This window comes from Dictyoglomus sp. (genome assembly GCA_025060475.1).
Lineage (GTDB): Bacteria > Dictyoglomota > Dictyoglomia > Dictyoglomales > Dictyoglomaceae > NZ13-RE01.
Genome location: JANXBZ010000015.1, coordinates 1 through 26,023 on the forward strand (window position 1 = coordinate 1; position 26,023 = coordinate 26,023).

21 protein-coding genes are annotated in these 26,023 nt (G+C 31.8%); 13 read left to right on the forward strand and 8 right to left on the reverse strand.

Going from position 1 to position 26,023, the window contains the following annotated elements; translation table 11 throughout:
* Nucleotides 1-73: 73 nt before the first annotated feature.
* The 6 genes from fusA to NZ841_08185 form a co-directional block, all read right to left on the reverse strand.
* Complete coding sequence (gene fusA, locus NZ841_08160; protein ID MCS7202732.1) at nt 74-2,140, reverse strand: elongation factor G; 2,067 nt, start codon at nt 2,138-2,140, stop codon at nt 74-76.
* Nucleotides 2,141-2,158: 18 nt separating this feature from the next.
* Entirely contained in the window at nt 2,159-2,629 is a 471-nt protein-coding gene (gene rpsG / locus NZ841_08165; GenBank protein ID MCS7202733.1) for a 30S ribosomal protein S7, read from the reverse strand.
* Nucleotides 2,629-3,015, reverse strand: coding sequence for a 30S ribosomal protein S12 (gene rpsL / locus NZ841_08170; protein ID MCS7202734.1), 387 nt, complete (start codon nt 3,013-3,015; stop codon nt 2,629-2,631). Before rpsL ends, rpsG begins: the two co-directional genes overlap by 1 nt.
* Nucleotides 3,016-3,108: 93 nt before the next feature.
* The gene (gene rpoC, locus NZ841_08175; protein ID MCS7202735.1) at nt 3,109-7,386 is read right to left on the reverse strand and encodes a DNA-directed RNA polymerase subunit beta'; all 4,278 of its coding nucleotides are present in this window, start codon (nt 7,384-7,386) and stop codon (nt 3,109-3,111) included.
* A gap of 21 nt (nt 7,387-7,407) precedes the next feature.
* Nucleotides 7,408-10,587, reverse strand: a complete 3,180-nt coding sequence (locus NZ841_08180) for a DNA-directed RNA polymerase subunit beta (protein ID MCS7202736.1) — start codon at nt 10,585-10,587, stop codon at nt 7,408-7,410.
* Between the two features lie 167 nt (nt 10,588-10,754).
* Nucleotides 10,755-11,030, reverse strand: a complete 276-nt coding sequence (locus NZ841_08185) for a TMEM165/GDT1 family protein (GenBank protein MCS7202737.1) — start codon at nt 11,028-11,030, stop codon at nt 10,755-10,757.
* A 98-nt stretch (nt 11,031-11,128) separates the two neighbouring features.
* Here NZ841_08185 and NZ841_08190 point away from each other — a divergent pair, with 98 nt between their 5' ends.
* Nucleotides 11,129-12,295, forward strand: coding sequence for an MFS transporter (locus tag NZ841_08190; protein MCS7202738.1), 1,167 nt, complete (start codon nt 11,129-11,131; stop codon nt 12,293-12,295).
* Here NZ841_08190 and NZ841_08195 read toward each other — a convergent pair.
* Nucleotides 12,285-12,659 carry a regulatory domain protein gene (locus tag NZ841_08195; GenBank protein MCS7202739.1) on the reverse strand — a complete coding sequence of 125 codons (375 nt, stop codon included), beginning with the start codon at nt 12,657-12,659 and terminating at the stop codon, nt 12,285-12,287. The genes NZ841_08190 and NZ841_08195 overlap by 11 nt on opposite strands.
* Nucleotides 12,656-13,573, reverse strand: coding sequence for a KaiC domain-containing protein (locus NZ841_08200; protein MCS7202740.1), 918 nt, complete (start codon nt 13,571-13,573; stop codon nt 12,656-12,658). Before NZ841_08200 ends, NZ841_08195 begins: the two co-directional genes overlap by 4 nt.
* A 123-nt stretch (nt 13,574-13,696) precedes the next feature.
* On the opposite strand from NZ841_08200, the gene NZ841_08205 reads away from it, so the two are divergent.
* The 12 genes from NZ841_08205 to NZ841_08260 form a co-directional block, all read left to right on the forward strand.
* On the forward strand, nt 13,697-15,880 hold the full coding sequence (locus tag NZ841_08205) for a bifunctional (p)ppGpp synthetase/guanosine-3',5'-bis(diphosphate) 3'-pyrophosphohydrolase (GenBank protein MCS7202741.1): 2,184 nt from the start codon (nt 13,697-13,699) through the stop codon (nt 15,878-15,880).
* Complete coding sequence (gene dtd / locus NZ841_08210; GenBank protein ID MCS7202742.1) at nt 15,877-16,344, forward strand: D-aminoacyl-tRNA deacylase; 468 nt, start codon at nt 15,877-15,879, stop codon at nt 16,342-16,344. Before NZ841_08205 ends, dtd begins: the two co-directional genes overlap by 4 nt.
* Entirely contained in the window at nt 16,341-17,588 is a 1,248-nt protein-coding gene (gene hisS / locus NZ841_08215) for a histidine--tRNA ligase (GenBank protein ID MCS7202743.1), read from the forward strand. The genes dtd and hisS overlap by 4 nt, the downstream gene beginning before the upstream one ends.
* Nucleotides 17,589-17,623: 35 nt before the next feature.
* Nucleotides 17,624-19,381, forward strand: coding sequence for an aspartate--tRNA ligase (aspS, locus tag NZ841_08220; protein MCS7202744.1), 1,758 nt, complete (start codon nt 17,624-17,626; stop codon nt 19,379-19,381).
* A gap of 9 nt (nt 19,382-19,390) precedes the next feature.
* Nucleotides 19,391-20,626, forward strand: a complete 1,236-nt coding sequence (locus tag NZ841_08225) for an NAD-dependent malic enzyme (GenBank protein ID MCS7202745.1) — start codon at nt 19,391-19,393, stop codon at nt 20,624-20,626.
* The gene (locus NZ841_08230; GenBank protein MCS7202746.1) at nt 20,613-21,911 is read left to right on the forward strand and encodes an adenylosuccinate synthase; all 1,299 of its coding nucleotides are present in this window, start codon (nt 20,613-20,615) and stop codon (nt 21,909-21,911) included. Before NZ841_08225 ends, NZ841_08230 begins: the two co-directional genes overlap by 14 nt.
* A 1-nt stretch (nt 21,912) precedes the next feature.
* Nucleotides 21,913-22,365 (forward strand): tRNA (adenosine(37)-N6)-threonylcarbamoyltransferase complex ATPase subunit type 1 TsaE, encoded by a 453-nt coding sequence (gene tsaE, locus NZ841_08235; protein ID MCS7202747.1) that lies wholly within the window; start codon nt 21,913-21,915, stop codon nt 22,363-22,365.
* Nucleotides 22,362-23,057 (forward strand): tRNA (adenosine(37)-N6)-threonylcarbamoyltransferase complex dimerization subunit type 1 TsaB, encoded by a 696-nt coding sequence (gene tsaB, locus NZ841_08240; GenBank protein MCS7202748.1) that lies wholly within the window; start codon nt 22,362-22,364, stop codon nt 23,055-23,057. Before tsaE ends, tsaB begins: the two co-directional genes overlap by 4 nt.
* The gene (gene rimI, locus NZ841_08245) at nt 23,041-23,496 is read left to right on the forward strand and encodes a ribosomal protein S18-alanine N-acetyltransferase (protein MCS7202749.1); all 456 of its coding nucleotides are present in this window, start codon (nt 23,041-23,043) and stop codon (nt 23,494-23,496) included. Before tsaB ends, rimI begins: the two co-directional genes overlap by 17 nt.
* A gap of 13 nt (nt 23,497-23,509) precedes the next feature.
* On the forward strand, nt 23,510-24,511 hold the full coding sequence (tsaD, locus tag NZ841_08250) for a tRNA (adenosine(37)-N6)-threonylcarbamoyltransferase complex transferase subunit TsaD (protein ID MCS7202750.1): 1,002 nt from the start codon (nt 23,510-23,512) through the stop codon (nt 24,509-24,511).
* Nucleotides 24,512-25,543 (forward strand): flippase-like domain-containing protein, encoded by a 1,032-nt coding sequence (locus tag NZ841_08255; protein ID MCS7202751.1) that lies wholly within the window; start codon nt 24,512-24,514, stop codon nt 25,541-25,543.
* Between the two features lie 60 nt (nt 25,544-25,603).
* Nucleotides 25,604-26,023 (forward strand): radical SAM protein (locus NZ841_08260; GenBank protein MCS7202752.1); only part of this gene is annotated, 420 nt, incomplete at its 3' end.

Below are 26,023 nucleotides of genomic sequence, written 5' to 3' on the forward strand. Positions count from 1 at the left end.
TATTCACATGTGGCTTTGTCCTTACAAATTTCTCCTTCGCCATACCCTCTTTTCCTCCTAAATGTTTAATTTTTTATTTTGTTGAAAGAATTTTTTCTTGAATATTTAAAGGCGTCTCTTCGTAATGAGAAAATTCTATAGAGAATATTCCCCTACCTTGAGTTAGAGATCTTAATACAGTAGCATACCCAAAAACCTCAGATAGAGGAACTTTTGCTTTAATTACACGAGAATTCTCCATAAACTCTATTCCTTCGATATGTCCCCTTCTACTATTTAAATCTCCTAATACTTCTCCCATATATTCTTCAGGAACAATAATTTCCATTTTCATAATAGGTTCCAAAATCACTGGATCTCCTCGAGATACACCATCTTTAAAAGCTTGTGAAGCTGCAATCTTAAAAGCCATATCCGAAGAATCTACTTCATGAAAGGAACCATCAAATAAAGTTACTCTTATATCTGTTACAGGATAACCCCCAAGAACTCCTCTTTCTGCAGCTTCTCTTATTCCATTTTCTATAGCGGGAATAAATTGCTGAGGAATAACTCCTCCTACAATTTTATTCACAAATTCTAATCCATTTCCACGAGGTAGAGGTTCAAGAAGGAGCCATACATGGCCATATTGACCCCTTCCACCAGTTTGTCTTATATATTTTCCTTCGACTTTTACTGGCTTTTTAATGGTCTCTCTATAAGATACTTGAGGTTTACCTACATTTGCAGAAACTTTAAATTCTCTCTTTAATCTATCTACTATAATTTCTAAATGCAATTCTCCCATACCATGAATAAGCGTCTGTCCTGTTTCTTGATCAAAAGTAACTTTAAATGTTGGATCTTCCTCAGCTAATTTTTGAAGGGCTAAACTAAGTTTATCTTGTTCTTCGGTACTTTTTGGTTCAATTGCAACAGAAATAACAGGTTCAGGAAAAACCATAGATTCTAAAACAATAGGTCTATTTTCATCACAAAGAGTATCTCCTGTGGTAGTATATTTCAAACCAACAACAGCAGCTATATCTCCTACATAGACTACATCAATATCTTCTCTATGATTAGCATGCATCTGTAAAAGCCTACCGATTCTTTCTTTCTTACCCTTTGAAGCATTATATATATAAGATCCTTTTTCTAGTTTTCCAGAATAAACTCTAAAATAAGTGAGTCTTCCAACGTATGGATCCGTCATAATCTTAAAAGCAAGAGCACAAAATGCTTCATCTTCACTTACTAATCGTAGTTCCTCTTCATTAGTTATTGGATTTACTCCCTTCGCAGGGGGAAGATCTAAGGGTGAAGGGAGATAATCTATAACAGCATCTAAAAGAGGCTGAATACCCTTGTTTTTAAATGCAGAACCACAAAGAGCAGGATATAATTTCCCCTCAATAGTTGCTTTTCTTAGAACTCTTTTTAAATCTTCAACTCGAATTTTTTCACCTTCTAAATATTTCATTAATAACTCATCATCTAATTCAACAATTTCTTCTATAAGTTTCTGTCTATGAAACTCAGCCTCATTTTTTAACTCATCGGGAATAGGAATTGTCTCCCATTTTAGTCCTAAGTCATCATGATATATAATTGCTCTTTCTTCTAACAGATCAATTACACCAACGAATTTGTCCTCACTTCCAATAGGTATATTTACTGGTATAACCCTTACTCCAAGCTTATCTTTTATCATCTCAATTACACGATAGAAATTTGCACCAATTCTATCCATTTTATTGACAAATATTAAACGAGGAACATTATATTTTGTGGCTTGTCTCCATACAGTCTCGGATTGAGGCTGTACTCCTGCAACCCCACAGAAAACTACAATTAATCCATCCAATACCCTCATCGATCTCTCTACTTCTACGGTAAAATCTACATGTCCTGGTGTATCTATAATATTTATTACATGATCTTTCCAATTACATGTAGTAGTAGCTGCAGTAATGGTTATTCCCCTCTCTCTTTCCTGTTCCATCCAGTCCATTACTGCAGTTCCCTCATGCACTTCTCCTAACTTATAAGTTTTTCCAGTATAAAATAATATCCTTTCGGTAAGAGTAGTCTTACCTGCATCAATATGTGCTGCAATTCCTATGTTTCGTAATTTCTCTAATGGAACCCTTGCCAATTTATCTTCCTCCTTTTATTACCATCTATAATGGGCAAAAGCTTTGTTTGCTTCTGCCATTCTATGCATTTCATCTTTCTTTTTAATAGCACCACCAGTATTATTTAATGCATCTAGAATTTCATTAGCCAATTTTTCTTTCATTGGCATTCCCTTTCTTTCTCTTGCAGCTCTAACAATCCATCTTAAAGCCAAAGAAAGACCTCTCCTAGGAGAAACTTCTATTGGTACCTGATAAGTTGCTCCACCAACTCTTCTTGGTCTTACCTCTAAAAGAGGTGTGGCGTTTCGTACCGCTTTTTCGATAATTTCTATTGGATCCTGTTTTGTTCTTTCCCTGATTATTTCTATAGCACCATAAACAATTTTTTCAGCAATACTCTTTTTACCATTAAGCATTACTTTATTAATTAGTTTTTGTACTAAAACACTATTATAAACAGGATCTGGAGGAATTTCTCTTGGAGAAACTGGACCTCTACGGGGCATTATTTTTTACCTCCTTCTTTAGGCCTCTTTGCTCCATATTTTGATCTACCTTGTTTTCTTCCCTCAACTCCTCCAGCATCTAAGGTTCCTCTTATTATATGATAACGAACACCAGGTAAGTCCTTTACACGTCCTCCCCTTACTAGTACTACCGAGTGTTCTTGTAGATTATGTCCTATTCCAGGAATATAAGCCCATATCTCCATTCCATTAGTCAATCTCACACGAGCAACCTTTCTTAAGGCAGAATTAGGTTTTTTAGGAGTTTGTGTGGTAACACGTAAACAAACTCCTCTTTTTTGAGGATTTCCCTCTAGCGCAGGAGATTTACTTTTTCTTTCTTTCATTTTTCTTCCTTTTCTAACTAACTGATTAACTGTTGGCAAAATTACACCTCCTATTCATAAATAGAACTCTAAAATTCAAGATAGATAGGCGTGAAAGTTTATCATTTCATAAACAGTTTTGTCAAGTACTTATTACTCTTTTCCCCCATTTTCTAGAACCTCTGCTATTTCTTTTGCTAAAATTCTCTTTGGTACAATATTCTTAAATAGTCCAGAACCTGCAGGAATAAGTCTACCAATTATAACATTTTCCTTTAATCCTTCTAGATTATCTTCTCTACCTTTAACTGCAGCTTCAGATAATACACGAGTAGTTTCCTGGAAGGATGCTGCAGATATAACACTCTCTGTGGTCAGAGCAGCCTTTGTTATCCCTAATACTACAGGATCTGCTTGTGGGGGAACTTTTCCTTGGTTTTCTAATTCTCTTTGTGCTTTTTCAAAAGTAATTCTGTTTACTAATTGCCCTATAATAAAGTTACTATCGCCAGGTGATTTTATTCTTACTTTATTTGTCATTTGTCTTACTATTACTTCAACATGTTTATCATTTATTTCTGCACCCTGCTTACAATATACCTTTTGAACTTCATCTACAATATACCTCTGAACAGCAGCTAACCCTTCGTTTTGCAGAATTTCTAATGGATTTTTGTAACCTTTAGTTATTTCTTGTCCTGCTTCTACTTCCTCTCCTTCTTTAACTAATAACTGAGCATTTGGAGGAAGAGGAATTACTCTTTCTTCTCCATCATGTCCTTTAATTTTCACCCTTTCTCCAGTTTTTGTTCTTTCAATCTTAATAGTTCCACTAATAGGCGCAAGAATAGATCTTCCTTTTGGTTTTCTTGCCTCAAATAATTCTTCTACTCGTGGTAATCCTTGGATAATATCCTCTGTTTTTGCAATTCTCTGCATATATGAAGGAAAATAAGCCAAAACAGTTCCGAATTCTATTACTTCTCCTTCATCTACGTTTATCTTTAATCCACGAGGAACAGAATAGATTTCATCACCCTTCTCAGTATTAACATGGATAAAAGCCTCTCCCGTTGCAACTACTTTTTCTATTATTTCTCCTTGAGCTTCAATTCTTACAATTCTACCACCAGAACAGCTTTGAATTCTTAAGTGTTCTCTGTCATATTCAGCAATTATATCCTCCTTAAATATCTTATCTCCTATATTAAACAAGAAGAATACCCCTTGAGGAAGAGGAATCTCTCTTTTTTCACCCTTTTCTGTCTGCAATATCACAGTAGAGGACCAAATAAGTCTTTCTTTTGTTTCATCGTGTTTTATTTCTCTTTTTACGGGATTATACAATACAGTTCTAAAAACAAATTCTATAGATTCTTTTTCTTCCTCTTTACGTATATCAATTATTTTCCCATCAAAAGGAGAAGTAATGTATTTTAATACTGGATTTAAAGAAGCTACAACCATTCCTTTAGTCAATTCTTCTCCATCATATACATTTAAAATTGAACCTTGAGGAAGTAGTAATTCATCAGAGCTATTTTCATTTTTAATTAATACTTTTGCTTCTTTACCTCTTACAATCTCTTGTTCTATACCTAAAATATCCTTCTTTCTAAAAGACCTAAGTAGATCCCTGTTAATATAAATCTTCCCAGAAATATTAGTTTGGATATTCTGATAATTTAGAGACGTTAGAGCAACCCCTCCTGTATGGAAAGTCCTCATGGTCAATTGAGTACCAGGCTCTCCTATAGACTGTGCTGCAATAATTCCTACGGCTTCTCCAATATTAACTAAGCTATGCGTTGCTAAATCTTCTCCATAACATTTCTGGCAAATACCTTTTTCTGCTCTACACGTCATTGGAGATCGAATTTTTACTCTTTTAACCTCAGATTTTTCAATTAATTTTGCCTTTTCTAAATCAATGTATTCATTTCTCCTAATTAATAATTCTCCAGAAGGAGAATATACATCCTCTGCTGAGAATCTACCGATTATTCTATCTTTTAGAGATAATAAAACTTTACCTTCATCTTCTAAGGCTTCTACATATATACCATCGTCAGTTCCACAATCTTCCATTCTAATAACTAACCCCTGAGCTACATCTACTAATCGTCTTGTCAAATATCCAGAGTCTGAAGTTCTCAATGCAGTATCTACTACACCTTTTCTTGCTCCATAAGAGGATATGAAGTGTTCTGAAACGCTTAAGCCTTCGTAAAAACTTGATTTAATAGGAATATCCATTATTCTCCCTGAAGGATCTGCCATTAGTCCTCTCATTGCTGCTAATTGTCTTACCTGATCTACGTTTCCTCGTGCTCCTGAGAAAGCCATCATATAAACAGAATTTAAAAGATCAAAGTTTGCAAGCATTATTTCTTTCACTTCTTCGCTAGCTTTTGTCCATATTTCTATACTTCTGTTATATCTTTCCTCTTCTGTGTATTTTCCTTCTTCAAAGGCCTTTTGAAGATTTGCAGACTCTTCTTCTGCCTTTTCTATTACAACTTTCTTAGCCTCCTGAGGAATTTCAATATCTACAATAGAGAAACTTATTCCTGCTTTTGTAGCATATTTAAATCCAATTTTCTTTAAATCATCTAAAAATTCTGCAGTCTTGACCCATCCATACTCTTGGAAACATCTTTCCACTATTTTTCTTATTTCTCGTCTATTCAATGTTCCATTATAATATCTTAATTTTAGTGGTAAAATTTCATTTAATATTAATCTTCCTGCAGTAGTCTCTACAAATTTTTCTTCACCAAAATCAACCCCAAAAGTTTCTTTCATACTTTTAACATATATCTTGATTTTAGCATGTATATCAATTTCTCCTTTATCCAGTGCCATTAAAGCTTCTTCTGGAGTTGCAAAAATTTTTCCTTCTCCTTTTCTATTAGGAACATCAATAGTAAGATAGTATAAACCAATAACTATATCCTGAGTTGGTAAAGTTAAAGGTTTTCCATGAGCGGGAGATAAAAGATTATACGAGGATAGCATTAATAGTCTTGCCTCAGCTTGAGCCTCAATAGATAAAGGAACATGAACTGCCATCTGATCACCGTCAAAATCAGCATTAAAAGGTGGACATACTAAAGGATGTAGCTGTATAGCATTTCCATCTATTAATTTAGGCTCGAAAGCCTGTATACTCAATCTATGAAGAGTTGGAGCACGATTTAATAAAACCAGCTTTTCTTTAATTATTTCATCTAACACATCCCACACTTCCGGACTTTCTCTTTCTATTTTTTTCTTAGCGTTTTTAACATTAGTAGCAAAACCCTTTTCAATCAGTTTATTAGTCACAAAAGGTTTAAATAATTCTAGAGCCATTTTTTTAGGTAATCCACATTGATGTAACTTAAGATCAGGTCCTACAACTATTACTGCTCTTCCAGAATAATCTACCCTCTTTCCTAAAAGATTTTGTCTAAATCTTCCTTGTTTTCCTTCTAATATATCAGAGAGAGATCTTAATGCTCTACCACTGGCATTAGTTACTGGCTTTCCTCTTCTCCCATTATCAATTAATGCATCTACTGCTTCTTGAAGCATTCTTTTTTCGTTTCTTACAATAATTTCTGGTGCATTAATTTCTAATAACTTTGTCAAACGGTTATTTCTATTAATTACTCTTCTATACAAGTCATTTAAATCTGAAGTAGCAAATTTTCCTCCTTCAAGTTCTACCATTGGTCTTAAATCAGGAGGGATAACAGGTAATACTTCTAAAATCATCCATTCAGGCTTATTTCCAGAGAATCTAAAACTTTCCACAATCTCTAATCTCTTAATAAGTTTTGCTTTTTTTTGACCTTGAGCTTCTTCTATTTGTTTTTTTAAATCATAAGAAATTTTTTCAAGATCGAGTTCCCTTAAAAGATATTTAATTGCTTCAGCTCCCATCCCTACCTTGAATTCATTTCCATATTTCTTTAAAGCTTGTTCATAATCCTCTTCACTTAAAGTTTGCATTTTTTGAAGATCAGTATCCCCTGGTTCTAATACAATATAACTATGGAAATAAACCACTTCTTCTAATGCTTTACTACTTATATTAAGTAATAAAGCAATGTAATTTGGAACATTTTTAAAATACCAGATATGCACTACGGGAACTGCTAACTTTATATGTCCCATTCTTTCTCTTCTTACTGAGCTTCTCGTGACTGTTACTCCACATCTATCACAAGTTATACCTTCGAATTTTTGTCCTTTATATTTACCACAACTACATTCAAAATCTTTTACAGGACCAAAGATTTTCTCACAGAATAAACCATCCCTTTCAGGTCTTAATGTTCTATAATTAATAGTTTCAGGTTTTTTAACTTCTCCATAAGACCAGCTCAAAATATCTTCTGGAGAAGCTAGACTAAAAACTAATTTATCAAAATCTTTTATCTTCAATTTTGATTTCTCCCCCTTCTTTTAAGAATCATCTTCTGTCTTATAAAGATTAACTAGTTTTCCTCCAATATATGCGGATACTTTTATTCCTAAACCTTGAAGTTCTCTAACTAATACCTTAAAAGATTCAGGAATACCAGGCTCTTTGATATTAGAAGCATTTACAATTGCAGTATAAACTTCTGTTCTTCCCTTTATATCATCAGATTTATATGTCAACATTTCCTCCAAAGTATGAGCTGCACCATAAGCCTCTAAAGCCCACACCTCCATTTCTCCAAATCTTTGTCCACCAAATTGTGCTCTACCACCTAAAGGTTGTTGAGTAACGAGAGAATATGGTCCCACAGATCTTGCGTGTATTTTGTCATCTGCTAAATGAATAAGTTTCATTATATACATGTAACCAACGGTTACTTTTTGATCAAAAGGTTCTCCCGTTCTACCATCATATAGAATAACTCTCCCATCTTCCGGTAAATTTGCTCTTTTCAGCATTTGCTTTACTAAATTTGCAGATCTATTTTCCTCAATAACCTCATCAAAAGGAGGAACAATAGCATAAATACCTAATTCTTTTGCTGCCCAACCCAAATGAGTTTCTAAAATTTGCCCCACATTCATTCGTGATGGAACTCCCAAGGGATTAAGGATAATATCTATAGGAGTTCCATCTGGTAAGTATGGCATATCCTCTTCAGGAAGAATTGTTGCAATTACTCCCTTATTACCATGTCTTCCTGCCAATTTATCACCTACTGAAATTTTTCTTATCTGCGCTACTCTTACTTTCACTATCTTATTCACACCTGGAGGTAATTCGTCTTTATCTCTTGTTAAAACCCTTACATCAATAACCTTTCCCCATTCTCCATGGGGCATTCTTAGTGATGTATCTCTTATTTCTCGTGATTTTTCTCCAAAAATTGCTCTTAACAACCTTTCTTCGGGCGACAATTCTGTTTCTCCTTTTGGAGTTACTTTTCCGACTAAAATATCATTAGGTCCTACCTCTGCACCGATCATTATAATACCATCTTTATCTAAATATCTAATTGCTTCCTCACTAATATTGGGAATATCACGAGTAATTTCTTCAGGACCTAGTTTTGTATCTCGAGCTCTAACTTCATATTCTTCAATATGTATCGAAGTAAAAATATCCTCCTTCACAAGTCTTTCACTAATAATTATTGCATCCTCATAGTTATATCCTCCCCAAGGCAAGAAAGCAACTAGTACATTTCTTCCCAAAGATAGAATACCATTAGATGTAGAAGGGCCATCTGCTAAAATATCTCCTTTTTTAACTCTATCTCCTACTTCCACAATGGGACGTTGATTCCAACAAGTCCCCTGATTAGTCCTTCTATATTTTACAAGATTAAAAGTTTTTATTTTTTTATCGTCTGTTTCAACAACAATTTCTGAAGATGTTACTTTCTTGACAATTCCATCTACATCAGATACAACTAAAACCCCAGTATTTTTAGCAACCATTTCTTCTATTCCTGTTCCAACTAAAGGAGGTTCTGGAATTAGCAGTGGCACAGCTTGTCTCTGCATGTTTGCTCCCATTAAGGCTCGGTTTGCATCGTCGTGTTCCAAAAATGGTATTAAAGCTGCAGATATACTTACAGTTTGATATGGGGAAATTCCTATAAAATCTATTTCCTTAGGAGAACATAAGATAAATCTTCCTTTTCTTCTTGCATTTACTAATCTATCAATTATTTCATTATTTTTATCTAAATGTACATCAAAAGAAGCTATAGTATATTCTTCTTCTTCAATTGCGGAGAGATAAACTATTTCATTAGTAACTTTTCCATCTTTTACTTTAAAATATGGTGTCCTTAAGAAACCATATTCATCTACTATAGAAAGGGTTGCAAGATAGTTAATCAAACCTGCATTGGGCCCTTCAGGAGTTTCTATAGGACAAATTCTTCCATAATAGGACGGATGAATATCTCGAACTTCAAAACTTGCTCTTTCTCGGGTTAAGCCTCCAGGCCCCAAAGCACTAATTCTTCTTTTGTGCGCAAGTTCTGAGAGAGGATTTGTTTGATCCATAAATTGGGAAAGAGGATTTCTGTTAAAGAACTCCCTTACTGCGGAATTTAAAGGACGAGTACTTATTAGATTCTGAGGAGTAGCTTCCTCAGGACCTTGAAGTGCCATTCTTTCTTTTACAATTTTTTCTACCCTTGCAAGACCTGTTCTAAATTGCATTTGCAAAAGTTCACCAACTGATCTTATTCTTCTATTTCCTAAGTGATCTATGTCATCCTCTTCTTCTTTACCGTTTTTAACCCATATCAAATGTTTAATAATTTCTATTAAATCTTCTTCGGTAAATGCGTGATTATCTAAAGATATATTAAGACGTAGTTTTTGATTTAGTTTATATCTTCCTACCTTTCCTAAATTATATCTTTTGGGATCAAACAAGATTTGTCGAATTTGGTCTAAGGCATCCTTTTCTCTACTTGGCACATCACTTGGTCTTAATCTTGCACAAGTTTCAAATATTGCCTCTGTCCTTGAAAGTCCTCCATCTTTATCAAAGGTATTTTTAAGATAAAACAGATCATCTTCTGGGAGAATATTTCTAAAAAATTCTAAATCATAACCCAAGGCCTTAAGTAATAGAGATATTAGAAATTTTTTCATTCCATTAGGATGAATATAAATAAGTCCACTATTATCTATTTCAAATTCAATCCATCCTCCTCGAGTAGGAATTAAAGTGGCAATTATGCTATGTCCTTCTTCCTGAAAATATATACCAGGAGAGCGAATAATTTGATTGACAATTACCCTTTCTGTTCCATTAATAATGAAAGTTGCTCTTTCAGTCATTCTTGGAATATTTCCGAAAAATACTGGTTGTATGATAGGATTATCAATATCCTTTTTAATAAGCATTGTATCTACATAAAGTGCGGATTCATATGTAAGTCCTTTCTCTAAACACTCTTCAGGTGTTTTTGAGGGTTCAGTTATTTTTATATTATCCTTTCCAGTGAGAAAATATAAAGAAAGACCCTGACGAGACGATTCTATAGGATTAAATTCTTCAAGAACTTCTCTTATTCCCTTATCAAGAAACCAATCAAAAGATTCATACTGAATTTTTAATAAATTAGGTAAAGAGTCTATATTAAATCTTTCTAACCAGAAGACTTCTCTTTTCATTTTTCCTCCTGCCATGTTATCCAGCTCCTTTTCTTTTAGATTAAGACAAATTTTCATTTTATCACAAAAAGTTCTTAAAACAAACCATAAAATCAAAGAGAAAAAAAAGGTTTTTTGAAAAAAATCGCGAAAAATTAAGTTTAATATCTATAATTTTAGATTTTTTATTATTCCTTCTTCAAAAACATAAAAATTCCAGCCAAAATAAATATAAAACCAGCAATTTTTTCAATAACTCCTCTTGGAAAGAATTTTAATAAAAAAGTTCCTAAATATGCTCCTATAAAACTCAATAAAGATAAAGCTATGGAAGATCCTATAAATACTATAAAAGGAGATTTTGTATGGATAGAAAGAGATAATACCGCTAACTGAGTTTTATCTCCAAGTTCTGCAAAGAAAATAGTTAAAAAAGTAGTAAGAAAAGTACATAAATTATTCATAATACCTCCTCCAAATTTTTTAAGTTAATTATATTTCCAGTTAATTATACATTTTATGTTATAATTAGCAAGAATAAAAAATTTGGGAGGATAGAAGCATGTGGAATATTATCATTACTGGAATTGGAAGTCTCTTAACTGACATTAGCACGGAAATGTTTTATCCTCTAATTTCTTTCTATCTATTAGCTCTTGGCGCAGGACCATCTATTTTAGGATTTGTAGAGGGAATTGCAGAAAGTCTTGCATCTCTTCTCAAAGTATATTCAGGATATATTTCAGATAAGATCCAGAAGAGAAAACCTTTAGCTATATTAGGTTATTCTTTTTCTTCTATAGGAAAAGTAATTTTATATCTTGCTGAAAATTGGGTAGGTATATTTATAGGAAGATTTATAGACCGTTTTGGAAAAGGAATAAGAACTGCACCAAGAGATGCAATAATAGCAGAATCATCTAAAGAAAAAGAAAGAGGCAAATCTTTTGGACTTCACAGAGCAATGGATACCATAGGAGCAGCTTTAGGAGTAGTATTAGCAATTTATATAATAAAAAACTTTAACTTAGATGAAACCTCGAATCTAAAAGAATATATTCCTGCCTTCAAATCAATTATCCTTTTCAGCCTAATTCCTGCGCTTCTAGGAGTTGGAATTCTCTTTCTTTTAAAAGAAACAGGTAAAAGCTCTTCAAGAGGAAACCTACCCTCTTTAAAGTGGAAAAAATTAGATCCCAAATTAAGAGCTTTTTTAATTTTTACTTTTATATTCACTCTTGGAAATTCTTCAAATCAATTTCTATTATTAAGAGCAAAAACTATAGAAGAAAATATAAGAATAACAACTGTTTTGTCTCTATATCTTTTGTACAATGTAATATACGCTATATTCTCCTTTCCTGCAGGATATATCTCTGATAAAATTGGAAGAAAAAGGGTATTAGTACTAGGTTATCTCTTTTATGGCTTAGTATACTTGGGTTTTGCGATAGCAAATAAATTCAATGTCTTAGTATATTTATTTGTAGCATATGGATTATATATAGCTTTTACCGAGGGAGTAGAAAAGGCTTTAATATCAGATCTTGCTCCTCCTGAAACTAAAGCAACTGTTATAGGACTTCACGCTACTCTGGTTGGAATTGGTCTTTTCCCTGCCTCTCTTCTTGCAGGTTTACTTTGGTCCTACTTTGGTCCTCAGGCTCCTTTCTATTTCGGTGGATTTCTAGGAATACTAGCTTCTATTGGACTTATGTCTATTTTATAATATCTCCTTTGCTTTTTATTTCTTCATAGGCGAGACGTGCTAACCCTCCAGCAATATGAGTTTCAATTTTCTCTTCCTCGCTAAAACCCTCCTCTAATCTTTTTTTAACCTTTTCCACATCTGCTCTCAACATATTACGAATACTTTGCTTGCCTATTCCTAAAAAACTTGCAATTTCCTCTGAAGTTTTTTTTTCTTCTTCAAATAAAACAATTGCGTAAGATGCTGCTAATAAGGAAGGTACCCAAGTAAGATTTCTCAGCTCAATTAGTTTTCTAGGACCACCAGCTATTTCTAAGCTCTTTAAAAAAACTTCCATGGCGAGTTTATCTATATCAATTCTTTTTATAGATACCTCTTTCACTTCTCCTCTACCTCCTTCTTTCCTGTTTGTAAACTAAACAAAGGTAATCCGATTTTTACAAGCCCTGTTTCTGTTATTTCCATAATTCTCGTAGATGTATCATGCCCACAAAGCCTACATCCATCAATTCTAAATAAGCGGACTAATTCTCCTATAGGTTTTTTAAAAATATTTTCTTCGTACTTTTTAGTAATTACAAATTTTGTAAGAACAATAGAACAATCTACAATATGAGAAACTGCATATCCTCCTGCAGCTTCCGCAGATAATTCTTCATGTCCTGAACGTTTTTGAGAAACAAATATAGCAGTTTGATGCCATTTTTTCATTAAATTAAAAAATTTTCTAACTACTCCTCGAGCTAACATTTCCTTTTCCTCAAAAAATCCTGTTATAGAATCAACCACTGTACATTTAATTCCATACTCTTTTATGGCCTCAATCACTGTTTTCTGCAAGGTTAAAAAACTCTCTCTAAGTTCAGAATTATAAGCTGCATCAATTAAAAAAATTCTATCCTTAATAGTCTCATAATCAATTCCCAAAGCTTTTGCTCTCTCTTTTAAAGATACAGCAATAAAAGGAGCAGGAGACTCTACTGTAATAAAAAGGACAGAATTTCCTAAAGATGCTTGAGTAACCACGAATTGTTCTACCATTAAACTTTTTCCAGTATCGGAAATACCTGTAAGATTGATAACTGAATAAGCAGGATACCCCTTCAAGCTTTCTTTTACGGGTTTTCCATTAATTATTTTAGTTGTGAAGAAGAGATCATCTAAACCTTCAACTCCTGATTTTATTCCATAAAGCTTAGGAGCTTTTTTTTCAATATCTTTTAAAGAAATAATAAAGTTTTCCTTAACTTCTTCACCTATCTTTCCTTCATATTTCATTTCAGCTTCATTATTCATATTAGGCATACCCCTCTTTCCTTTTTAAAATTGGGTTTAGTTTTTATATTTTAGCATAAAACTTAAAGGTTTGATGATTTATAAAGCTTTTGTTATAATATTAAATTAAAACCTTGAATAGCCATGAAAACAGAAATTGAATTATTTCAGGAAATCTTAAGAGAAGCGAGAGGAAAATATTCCTTAGAGAATTTGGAAAAAGCTTTTTTATTTGCCCAGAACGCCCATAAAGGGCAAAAAAGGAAATCTGGAGAACCTTATATCATCCATCCATTAGAAGTTGCCAAAATTCTTATAGATCTTGGAATGGACGAGAACTCTGTAATATCAGGACTTTTACACGATGTCTTGGAAGATACAGATATTAAACCTGAAATAATTGAGAAAGAATTTAATAAAGATATACTTTCCTTGGTAGAGGCTATTACAAAATTAGAAAAATTAAGCTTTTATCCCACAGAAGCATATAGAGCTCAGAATTTAAGGAAAATGCTAATTACTATGGCAAAAGATATAAGGGTTGTAATTATAAAACTAGCAGATAGGTTACACAATATGCAAACTTTACAGTATCAAGACCAAGAGAAGCAAAAAAGAATAGCAAAAGAAACTTTAGAGATTTATGCTCCATTAGCTCATCGATTAGGGGTTTGGGAGATAAAATGGAGATTAGAAGACTTAGCATTCAGATTCTTAGATCCTGAAAGTTATCATATGATAGCTAATAAAGTAGCAGAAACAAGAAAAGCAAGAGAAAATCTCATACATAAAGCAATTCAAGTAATTAAAAAAGAACTAGAAAAAGCAAATATAAAAGCAGAGATAACAGGAAGACCAAAACATTTATATAGCATTTATCAAAAAATGATTAAAAAAGGAATAGAAATTGAAGAAATGTATGATCTTCTAGGAGTTAGAATTATCGTTAATACCGAATTAGAATGTTATGAGGTTTTAGGTATAATACATAACCTATGGAGACCTGTTCCCGGAAGATTTAAAGATTACATCGCAAACAAAAAAAGTAATAATTATCAATCTTTACATACTACAGTGATAGGAATAGATGGAAAACCCCTAGAAATCCAAATTAGAACGTGGGATATGCATAAAATTGCAGAATATGGAGTTGCAGCCCACTGGAGATATAAAGAGGAGATAAAAAAATTAGATGATTTTGAAGAAAAATTATCTTGGTTACGTCTTCTTTTAGAATGGCATGATGCTCTAAGTGATGATCAAGAATTTTTAGAATCTGTTAAAAGTGATCTTTTTGAAAGAGAAATTTATGTATTTACGCCAAAAGGAGATATCATTTCCTTACCTCAAGGCTCTACCCCTATAGATTTTGCCTATGCAATCCACACAGAAATAGGTCACAAATGTAGAGGAGCAAAAGTAAATGGGAAAATAGTTCCATTAAATTATGTCTTACAAACTGGGGATATTGTTGAAATTATTACAAGCAAAGAGGAAGGCAAACCCAGTAGAGATTGGCTAAATATAGTCAAGACATCTCAAGCTAAAAATAAGATTAAACAATATTTCAAAAAATTAGCAAGAGAAGAAAAGATTAATGAAGGAAAGAGATTATTGGAAGAAGAATTAGTTAAGAACGAGGAATGGATAAAGAAATTTTTAAATAAAAGAGAGATTTCTTTAAACGATTTGTTAGAAAATCAAGTCTTTAAAAGTATTCTAGAAGATCTAGGTTTTAAAGAAAAGGATATGGATTCCTTCTTTGCAAGTATAGGTGCAGGAGAAATAACCACACAACAAGTTTTTGAAAGACTAAGAAGAGAGTATAGAGAGGATGTAATTATTCTTTCCTCTAAACCTTTTATTTCTAAACCTATAGAAAACATTATAATAAATGGCGTAGATAATATCATGATAAGAATTGCAGAATGTTGTAATCCAATTCCTGGAGATAAAATTTTGGGATATATTACTCGAGGAAAAGGTGTTGCATTACACAGATTAGATTGTCCCAATCTTCTAAATCTTAGAGAAAAATTTCCTGAAAAAATAGTTGAAGTACAATGGCAAGACTTTCATAAAGGAATTTATAAGGCAGGAATTGAAATAAAAGCAATAGATAGAATAGGGTTGTTAAGAGATATTATTGAAAGAATAAGCCAAGCTCATATGAATATTGTAGATTTACAGACAAAAGTCAGTAAAGACGGTATTGCCCACATTAAAGTTGTATTAGAAATTGACAATACTAATGTTTTTTATTATCTTATGGAAGAGATAAATAGATTAAGTGATATTATTTCTGTAAGAAGATTAGTAAAAATATGAAGTGTGTAATTCAAAGGGTAAAATATGCAAGGGTAAGAGTTAATGGAAATATTGTAGGAAGTATAGAAAAAGGAATGTTAATCTTTCTAGGGATAGATAAAAAGGATGAGGAAAGAGATGTGTATATGATGGCTGAAAAAATTCGAAATTTAAGGATATTTAATGATGAGAATCTTCAAATGAATTTATCCTTAAAGGATATAAATGGAGAAATTTTGGTTGTATCTCAATTTACTCTATTGGGAGATTGCAGGAGAGGAAGAAGACCAAGTTTCTCAGATTCTGCGGATCCTGAAAAAGCAAAAGATTTATACAACAAATTTATAAATTATCTTATAGAAAAAGGAGAAAAAGTAGCTACAGGTATATTTCAAACATATATGGAAGTAGAATTAATAAATGATGGACCTGTTACTTTAATTATAGATTCTGAAGATTTAAAAAGACCAAGGAGAGAAAAATGATTGGACTACCACGAGGAGTTCAAGATGTCATGCCCCCAGAATCAAAATTGTGGCAATTTATAGAAAAAACTGCACGGGAGGTATTTGAAAAGTATAACTATCAAGAAATAAGAACTCCTATATTCGAGTTTACAGAACTTTTTATAAAAGGAACTGGTGAAACCACCGATATTGTTATAAAAGAAATGTATACATTTCTGGATAAAAAAGGAAGATCTCTAACTTTAAGACCTGAGGGAACACCAGGAGTAGTAAGAGCTTATATAATGAACAAAATATATAATTCTAATGTACCTTGGAAAGTTTATTATTTTGGCCCCATGTTCCGTTATGAAAGACCCCAAGCAGGAAGATATAGACAATTTTATCAGCTAGGAGTCGAAGTTTTGGGTATAAAAGATCCTATAGCAGATTTTGAGATTATAAAAATTGCAGTAGATTTTTTGAGAAGTTTAAATCTCTACAAGATAGAAGTAGAAATAAATTCTATAGGATGTCAAAAGTGTAGACCTATTTATAGAAAGGTTTTAGTAGATTATTTTTTATCTTTTAAAAATGAACTCTCTGAAATTGATAAAGAGCGTCTCGAGAGAAATCCTTTAAGGTTATTAGATTCTAAAGACGAAAAGATGATGCCTATAAAGGAAAGAGCACCCTCTGCTTTAGAATATATTTGTAAAGAATGTCAGGAGCATTTTGAAAAGGTTAAAAACTATTTAAGCATTGCAAATATTCCTTATAAAATTAATTCTAAATTGGTTAGAGGCTTAGATTACTATACAAGAACTGTTTTTGAAATAACAACAGATATCTTAGGTGCTCAGAATGCAATAGGTGGTGGAGGAAGATATGACAACTTAGTTGAAGCTTATGGAGGACCTCCTACACCAGGACTAGGATTTGCCTTTGGAATTGAAAGATTGATTCTTCTATTATCTAAAACAAATTTAAATTTAGATAAGAAAAAGCTTATATATTTAGCTATCTTAGAAGAGAATCTTCTTAATTTTGTAGTAGATTTAACAGAAAAACTTAAGAATAAAAATTACATAATAGAATTAGGGGCTCCTTCTCTTTCTTTGAAAAATCATTTAAAGATTGCAGATAAATTAAGAGCAGAGATGGTGATTTTTATTGATTCTCTACTTCAAGAAAGAAAAATTAAGGTTAAGAAACTTAATACTGGAGAGGAAAAAATTCTATCTTTTGATAACATATTATCTGACTTAGAATTTATGATATAATTACAGAAATTTTTTAAGAAAGGTGAGGAACTTTGTTGAAAAGAACTAATTATTGTGGAGAAATAGATTCCTCTTTTATAGGAAAAAGAATATGTTTATCAGGATGGGTTCATAGAATAAGGCATCATGGGAGCCTTATTTTTGTAGATTTAAGAGACAGAAGTGGACTTGTACAACTAGTTTTTAATCCTTCAATTTCTCAAGAAGCTTATAATATCGCAGATTCTCTTGGAGTAGAATGGGTTATTACTGTAGATGGAATAGTAAGAGAACGACCTGAAGGTATGAAAAATCCTAAAATTAAAACAGGAGATATTGAAATTGAAGTTTTTGACGCAAAAATTGAAAATACTGCAAAATCTTTACCTTTTAATTTATGGAATAATAAGGAAGTAGATGAAAATGTAAGACTTAAATATAGATATTTAGATCTTCGAAGAGAAAAAATGCAAAGAAATCTTTTATTAAGGCATAAATTATTTTTATCTATTAGAAATTTCTTAGATAGAAAGGGATTCATAGAAATTGAAACTCCAAATCTTATTGTCAGCACTCCTGAGGGGGCAAGAGATTTTATAATACCAAGTAGACTTCAAAAGGGTAAATTTTATGCCCTTCCTCAATCCCCACAATTATTTAAACAATTATTAATGGTTGCTGGTTTTGACAGATATTTTCAAATAGCTCGTTGCTTTAGAGATGAGGATTTAAGAGCGGATAGACAACCGGAATTTACCCAATTAGACATAGAGATGTCCTTTGTAAACCAAGAGGACATTTTTAATATTATAGAAGAACTTTTCTCTTATGTTTTAAAAGAAGTATTTTCTTTTGAAATAAAAATACCCTTTCCAAAATTAAGCTTTGATGAGGCTTATGAAAATTATGGAACAGATAAACCTGATTTAAGATATGATATGAAGATTATGGATTTTACAGAAGTTTTTTCTTCTCTTTCCCTTAATTTTGTACAAAAAGTAATTTCTGAAGGAGGAAATGTTAAGGGATTGATCCTTAAAAGTATTCAACCCTCTAGAAAAGAATGGGAAGTTATAGAGGAAAGATCAAAAAATTATGGAAGTTCTGGAATAATTTGGTTTAGCAAAACATCTGGAGAATTAAGATCATCAATTAAAAAATATATAGATGAAAATTTTGAAATCAAATTTAATAATTCAATTCCTCTAGAAGATGGAGATTCATTAATCTTAATCGCTGGAAAAAGAAATGACATCTTAAAAATTTTAGGAAGATTAAGATTAGATCTTTGCGATCTATTTAGACTAAAACCTAAGGAAGGTCTATATTTTTTGTGGATAACAGATTTTCCATTATTTGAAATTGACAAAGACACTGGAAGAATTGTAGCAGAACATCATCCTTTTACCTCTCCCAGAGAGGAAGATTTAGAATTAATAGATACTGATCCATTAAAAGTCAGAGCTCAATGTTACGATTTAGTCCTTAATGGAGTAGAATTGGGAAGTGGAAGTATAAGAATACATAAAAGAGAAATTCAAGAAAAAATTTTTAAGATTTTGAATCTTTCTCAAGAAGAAATTGAGAAAAGATTCGGATTTCTCTTGGAAGCCTTTGAATATGGAGCACCCCCTCATGGAGGGATTGCTTTAGGATTAGACAGAATTATGGCAATTTTAACAGACTCAAATTCCCTAAGAGAAGTTATCGCTTTCCCAAAAACCCAAAGTGGTACATGTTTATTAACAGGAGCCCCATCAGAGGTTGATCCTCAACAATTAAAGGAAGTACACATTTGTATATCTCCTGACTAAGGAGGAATTATGAAAATTGAAAAGGAAGCTATAGAACTTCATAAAAAGTACAAAGGAAAATTAGAAATTACATGTAAAGTTCCTCTCCAAAATAAATGGGATCTATCCTTAGCTTATACTCCTGGAGTAGCAGAGGTTTCTTCAAAAATATTTAATAATCCTGAAGAAGTTTATAATTTAACAATTAAAGCAAATTCTGTTGCTGTAGTAAGTGATGGATCTGCAGTATTAGGCTTAGGAAATATTGGCCCCTTAGGTGCTCTTCCTGTAATGGAAGGAAAAGCAATTTTATTTAAAAGATTTGCAGGAATAGATGCCTTTCCTATATGCCTAAACACTCAAGATCCTGATAAAATAATTGAAACAATATATTTTTTATCACCAACCTTTGGAGGAATAAATCTTGAAGATATTTCTTCTCCTCGATGCTTTTATATAGAAAGAAAACTCAAAGAGATTTTAGATATTCCTGTATTCCATGATGATCAACATGGAACTGCTGTGGTTACTCTAGCAGCATTATTAAATGCTCTAAAAGTTAGAAATAGTAAAATAGATGAGGTAGGAATAGTTATTCTTGGTGCCGGTGCTGCTGGATTAGCAATAGCAGAGATTTTACTACATATAGGAGTAAAGGAAATAAAAATAGTAGATAAGCATGGAATTATATATCCTGGTAGAAAAGAAGGAATGAATGAGGAAAAAGAAAGATTAGCTCAAATTACTAATCCTGAAGGGAAAAAAGGCAGTTTAGAAGATGCGATAAAAGGAAAAGATGTATTTATTGGAGTTTCTCAAGGAAAATTGCTGACAAAAGAACTTATTAAAAAAATGAAAAAAAATCCAATAATTTTTGCTATGGCTAATCCTATCCCAGAAATTATGCCCGATGAAGCAAAAGAAGCAGGAGCTAAAATAATAGGTACCGGAAGATCTGATTTTCCTAATCAGATAAATAATCTTCTTGCTTTTCCAGGAATCTTTAGGGGCGCATTAATAGTTAGAGCAAAAGAAATAAATTTAGAAATGAAAATATCCGCATCTTATGCTATAGCAGAATTAGTAGAAGATCCTCATGAAAATTATTTAGTTCCTTCCCCTTTGGATAAAAGAGTTGTCCCTGAAGTAGCATTAAGAGTAGCGGAAAGTGCTATTGCTACTAAAACAGCAAGAATAATAAAAACTAAAGAGGAAATTAGAAAAGATATATTAGAAGCCTTAGGAGGTTCTCATGAAATCCTATAATACTTTAGTAATCATAGGAGCTCAATGGGGAGATGAAGGAAAAGGAAAAATTATTGATTGGATAGCCCAAAAGGCAGAAGCAGTTGTAAGATTTAATGGAGGAAATAATGCAGGACATACGGTAGTTGTAAATGGAAAAACATTTAAATTTAGGCTTCTTCCCTCAGGAGTTATTTCTGAGAAAACAATAAATATTATAGCAAATGGGGTAGTTGTTAACCTTTTGGCATTGCTAGAAGAAATAAAAGAAGTCGAAGCTTTAGGAATCAAAATAAAAAAGCTTTATATAAGTAATCAAGCCTCTTTAATTCTTCCTTATCATATAAACTTAGATAAACTTATAGAAGAAAAAAAAGGTCACAAGAAAATAGGAACAACAGGAAGAGGTATAGGCCCTGCATATAGCGATAAAGTATCGAGAGAAGCTCTTTTCGTGGGGGATCTTCTTGATAAAGAGTCCTTTAAAGAAAAATTAAAAGATATTTATCATCTAAAAGAAACAATGTTAAAAAATTCTTTCATTCTTCCTCCTTTTGAAGAAATATATAATTCTCAATATGAAGCTTTAGAAGAAATATTAAAGAGAGACGTCGAGATTATAAATACTCCTTTATTAATAAACAATTTAATATTAAAAGGAGCTAAAATACTCTTTGAAGGTGCTAATGGGACATTATTGGATATAAACTTTGGTACATATCCCTATGTAACTTCCTCCCATACCATCTCAGGTGGTGTCTGTATTGGAGCAGGGATAAGTCCTGATAAAATTAATAAGATAATAGGTGTTGTCAAAGCTTACACTTCAAGGGTAGGAGAGGGTCCATTTCCCAGCGAAATTCATGGAAAATTAGCAGATTATATAAGAGAAAAAGGCCAAGAATATGGAACAGTAACAAGACGTCCAAGAAGAGTCGGATGGTTAGATCTTGTCGCATTAAGATATGCTCATATGATTAATGGATTTTCTTTCATCGCTCTGACCAAGCTTGATGTACTTTCAGGTTTAGAAGAAATAAAAGTTGTTAAAGGATATAGATTTAAAGGAAAGATAATAGAAGAATTTCCTGTATTATCCCATCAGATCTCCCAATGTGAGCCTGTGCTTGAATCTTTAACAGGATGGAAGGAAGATCTTAAAGGTATCAAAGAATTATCAAGACTTCCCTTAAATGCTCAAAAATACATAGAATTTATTGAAAAAGAATTAAATGTTAAAATATCAATAATAGGAACGGGAGATAAAAGAGAGGAATTAATAGTGATTAAAGATCCATGGGAATAGTATGAAAATTTTATCAAATTCGAGTTTAGAAACAATGGAATTAGGAAGAAAATTTGGGATGAAAGCAAGACCAGGAGATTTCTATATTCTAATTGGAGATTTAGGAACAGGAAAAACAACCTTTCTCAAAGGATTTGCTAAAGGCCTAGGAATTGACTCAATAATTACAAGTCCTTCTTTTCTGATTATCAAAGAATATAAAGGAAATTACTCTTTCATCCATGTGGACGCTTACCGTCTTAATTCTTGTAGTGAACTTTTAAATTTAGGTTGGGAAGAATATTTAAATAATGAAAACATTATTGCTGTAGAATGGGGGGAGCGTATAAAAGATTTATGGCCTGAAGAATATCTTAAGATATCTTTTCTCCACAAATCTTTAAATTCTCGAGAATTACATTTTGAACCAAAGGGAGAAAGATTTAAGATTCTTATTGAAAATCTAAATATATGAGAGTTTTAGCTATAGATACTGCAACAAGACAAAGCAGTATAACTTTATGGGAAAATAATAAGGAAATCTGGGAATTTTTTTACTTTACAGATTCAAAAAGTTATGGAGAAACGATATTAATAAATTTAGACTTGCTATTGAAAAAAAGCAATTGGAAATTAGAAGATATAGATTTATATGTAATTTCGAAAGGACCCGGCTCTTTCACAGGACTAAGAATAGGCATGATGGTAATAAAAACTTTAGCGCAAATTTTCAACAAGCCTGTTTCAGCTCCCACATATTTAGACGTTTTAGCATATCAAAACAAATTTCCTGGTTTAATTTTTAGTATTCTTCCAGCAAGAAAAAATGAAATACATCTAGCATCTTATAGAAACTGGAAAGACTTTCAAAAAATTGAAAAAGAGAGAATAATTTTAATCGAAGAGTTTTTAAGAAAATTAGATAATAGTCAAGAGAAAATACTTTTAGTAGGAGAAATACCTGAGGATTTAAAAATTAATCTTCCATCTAATATAGATTATAATCCTGTATGTTCTTCTTTTTTGAGAGGTGCATCCTTAGCAGAATTGGGTTTTTTAATGTTTAAAAAAGGAGAATATTTAGATCCTTTAGAATTAAAACCATATTATGGACAAAAATCCAGTGCTGAAATAAATTGGGAAAAATTTCATGGAAAAAAAGAGTGAAATAAATATAAGAAACATGACAGAGAAAGACATCGATGAAGTCTATGAAATCAATAGACTATCTTTTTCTTCTCCATGGAGTAAAGAGAGTTTTGAAAGAGAAATTTTCAGTAATAAAATAGCTAATTATTTTGTAGCAGAAAAGGAAAATAAAATAGTTGGATACATTGGCTTTTGGCAGATTTTTCGTGAAGCACAAATAACAACTATTGCAGTTCATCCAGATTTTAGAGGTAAAGGAATAGGAGAAGCTCTCTTAGATTATGTTATAGATTTATGTAGAAAAAATTCTATAGAAGCAATAGTATTAGAAGTAAGAGTTTCTAATACTATTGCTCAAAATCTCTATCTCAAGAAAGGATTTAAAAAAATAGGTATAAGAAAATGGTATTATAGAGATGGAGAAGACGCTATGGTAATGGTTAAAAAATTATATTAAAAAAGGGGTAAATATGTATATTTTAGGAATTGAAACTTCTTGTGATGAAACTAGCGTAGCAATTGTTAAAGATGGAAAAGAGATTGTTGAAAACTTAGTTTTCTCTCAGATTGAAACTCATAAAATTTTTGGGGGAGTAGTTCCTGAGGTCGCATCAAGATTACATATGGAGGTATTGAATAATCTTTTTAAAATAATATTGGAAAAGACAAACTTATCTTTTAAAGATATAGATTTAGTTGCTGTCACTCAGGGACCAGGACTTGTAGGATCCTTGTGGGTAGGAATAATCTTTGCTAAAACTTTAGCTTATGCATTAAAAAAACCTTTAATAGGAGTTAATCACTTAGTAGGGCATATTTTTGCAAACTTCCTTCGAGAAAATCCTCCTACTTTCCCCTTTATTGCTCTTATAATCTCTGGAGGACACACAGAATGGATTTTAGTAAAAGATTATGACAATTATAGACTATTAGGACAAACTTTAGATGATGCTGCAGGAGAAGCTTTTGATAAGGTTGCAAGATTGTTAGGCTTAGGCTATCCTGGAGGACCTGAAATAGAAAAAGTGGCTGAGAAAGGAAAGTTAATATTCAACTTTCCTAAGATAAAATGTGATAGAGAGCTTGATATAAGCTTTAGTGGCCTAAAAACTTCAGTATTGTATTTAATAAGAGATCTGCAAAAAGCAAACAAAGAAATACCTATAAGTGATCTTGCTTTTTCTTTTCAATATAGAGTAGTTGAGGAACTCTTAGAAAGATCTCTCATGGCTTTAAGTAAATTTCATATCTCTACATTAGTTTTGGCAGGAGGAGTAGTTGCTAATAAATATCTTCAAAAGAGATTTTCCGAGGTAGCTAAGATAGAAGGTATTAATTTATTTATGCCGCCTCCTATTTTATGTACTGATAATGCAGCAATGATTGCAAGTGCAGGGTATTATCTATATAAAAAGGGAAAAGTTGATAATTTAGATTTATCTGCTAATCCATCTCTTTCTTTAAGTATTTAAATGAAGGGATTAAATAAAAGTTTAAAAAATGGGTTGAAATATTCAATAATATTGAGTATTTTAGTAATCATTGGAGTACTTGTATTCACAACAGAAGAAAAAACTTTAAATGCTCTTTTGAAACTTGATATTTTAACAATTTTTTATGCAATATTATTAAATATATTAAGTTGGATTTTTTCTGCATTAAGATATATGAGTCTGATAAATAGCGTAGAAAAGAAGATAAATTTTATTGAGGCCTTACAAATCCATTTATCTTATTATTTTGCTGCTGGAATTACACCAACATCTGCAGGCGGTGAACCTTTAGAGATATACTTGTTATCTAAAAAAAATATAAAAGTAGGACAAGTAACTGCATTAAGCTTACTGAGATATACTCTAAATGTCTTAATTTTTGCAATAGCAACTCCAATAGTATTATACTTTTATTCATTTCTCTTTCCCAACAGGATTGTAAAAGATTTAATAAGATATAGTTCCTTCTTTTTAGGGTTTGTTGTAGGAATATTTTTAATTAGCTTATATAAACCAAAACCTGTAAAAAAAATACTTGCAAAATTTTTATTAAGAATATGCCATTTCCCTTTCTTAAGAAATATTCATCCTTATAAACTTATAAGGGCGGTATATAAAACAGTAGATGACTTTCATAAAACTCTATGGACATTTATGAAAGACAAAAAATTGAATCTCTTAAAATTTTCCATTTTAAACATCTTATCATGGTTCACATATTTTCTTATCGCTCCTATAATTCTTAAGGGGTTTGGGTTAAGAATTTATTTTTTAAATCTAATATTGATCCAAATTCCAATTTTCTTTCTTCTTTTTTATGTCCCTACTCCTGGAGGGAGTGGTGCTTCAGAGCTACTTTTTTCTTTAGCCTTTGCCCCTTATGTTCCAAAATATATTTTGGGAATTTTTATCATAATTTGGAGACTTTTGACTCATTATTTTACATTAATTATTGGTGGTTTTGTGCTTGTTTACATATTAGGGATTAAAAACTGGGGAAACAATAATTGATCTCTTCTTAGATAAGTAGTATAATTTTATCAAAAATTTTGGTTTTTTAGGAGGGATTTTATGTACAAATTAACCAAATTAAAAATGTATACTGCAAGTTGGATTTTCGAAGAAACATTCAAGTATGTTGCAAAAGATTATAAAAATCGAATCCCTCGCTTAATAAATATTGTAAGAAAATTTAGCCCTAATGAAGGAACAGACAACATTATAAAAGTAGTTGAAGAAAATTTACAGAAAAATCCTGCTGTTCAGAGATTAATTCATCGAGTCTTTACAGACTATAATCCCCAGTACTCTAGTAAAATCTTAGGCCTGATCATAATAAATATTGGTTTTTTCTGGATTTATTTTAATGAACTTAATAGAAAAAAATTCGATATTTCTACTCCCTATACCATACTAATAAGTCCTACTATGAGATGTAATTTAAACTGTATAGGTTGTTACGCAGGGAATTACACAAGAGATGATGATCTT

Coding starts and splice junctions, on each gene's coding strand:
- rpsG (MCS7202733.1), bottom strand. CDS start 2,629: ATGCCCCGTAGAGGTCCAGTTTCTCCAAGAGAAATTCCTCCAGATCCT.
- NZ841_08180 (MCS7202736.1), bottom strand. CDS start 10,587: ATGAAAAGAGAAGTCTTCTGGTTAGAAAGATTTAATATAGACTCTTTA.
- NZ841_08185 (MCS7202737.1), bottom strand. CDS start 11,030: ATGAATAATTTATGTACTTTTCTTACTACTTTTTTAACTATTTTCTTT.
- NZ841_08190 (MCS7202738.1), top strand. CDS start 11,129: ATGTGGAATATTATCATTACTGGAATTGGAAGTCTCTTAACTGACATT.
- NZ841_08200 (MCS7202740.1), bottom strand. CDS start 13,573: ATGAATAATGAAGCTGAAATGAAATATGAAGGAAAGATAGGTGAAGAA.
- NZ841_08205 (MCS7202741.1), top strand. CDS start 13,697: ATGAAAACAGAAATTGAATTATTTCAGGAAATCTTAAGAGAAGCGAGA.
- dtd (MCS7202742.1), top strand. CDS start 15,877: ATGAAGTGTGTAATTCAAAGGGTAAAATATGCAAGGGTAAGAGTTAAT.
- hisS (MCS7202743.1), top strand. CDS start 16,341: ATGATTGGACTACCACGAGGAGTTCAAGATGTCATGCCCCCAGAATCA.
- NZ841_08225 (MCS7202745.1), top strand. CDS start 19,391: ATGAAAATTGAAAAGGAAGCTATAGAACTTCATAAAAAGTACAAAGGA.
- NZ841_08230 (MCS7202746.1), top strand. CDS start 20,613: ATGAAATCCTATAATACTTTAGTAATCATAGGAGCTCAATGGGGAGAT.
- tsaE (MCS7202747.1), top strand. CDS start 21,913: ATGAAAATTTTATCAAATTCGAGTTTAGAAACAATGGAATTAGGAAGA.
- tsaB (MCS7202748.1), top strand. CDS start 22,362: ATGAGAGTTTTAGCTATAGATACTGCAACAAGACAAAGCAGTATAACT.
- rimI (MCS7202749.1), top strand. CDS start 23,041: ATGGAAAAAAAGAGTGAAATAAATATAAGAAACATGACAGAGAAAGAC.
- tsaD (MCS7202750.1), top strand. CDS start 23,510: ATGTATATTTTAGGAATTGAAACTTCTTGTGATGAAACTAGCGTAGCA.
- NZ841_08255 (MCS7202751.1), top strand. CDS start 24,512: ATGAAGGGATTAAATAAAAGTTTAAAAAATGGGTTGAAATATTCAATA.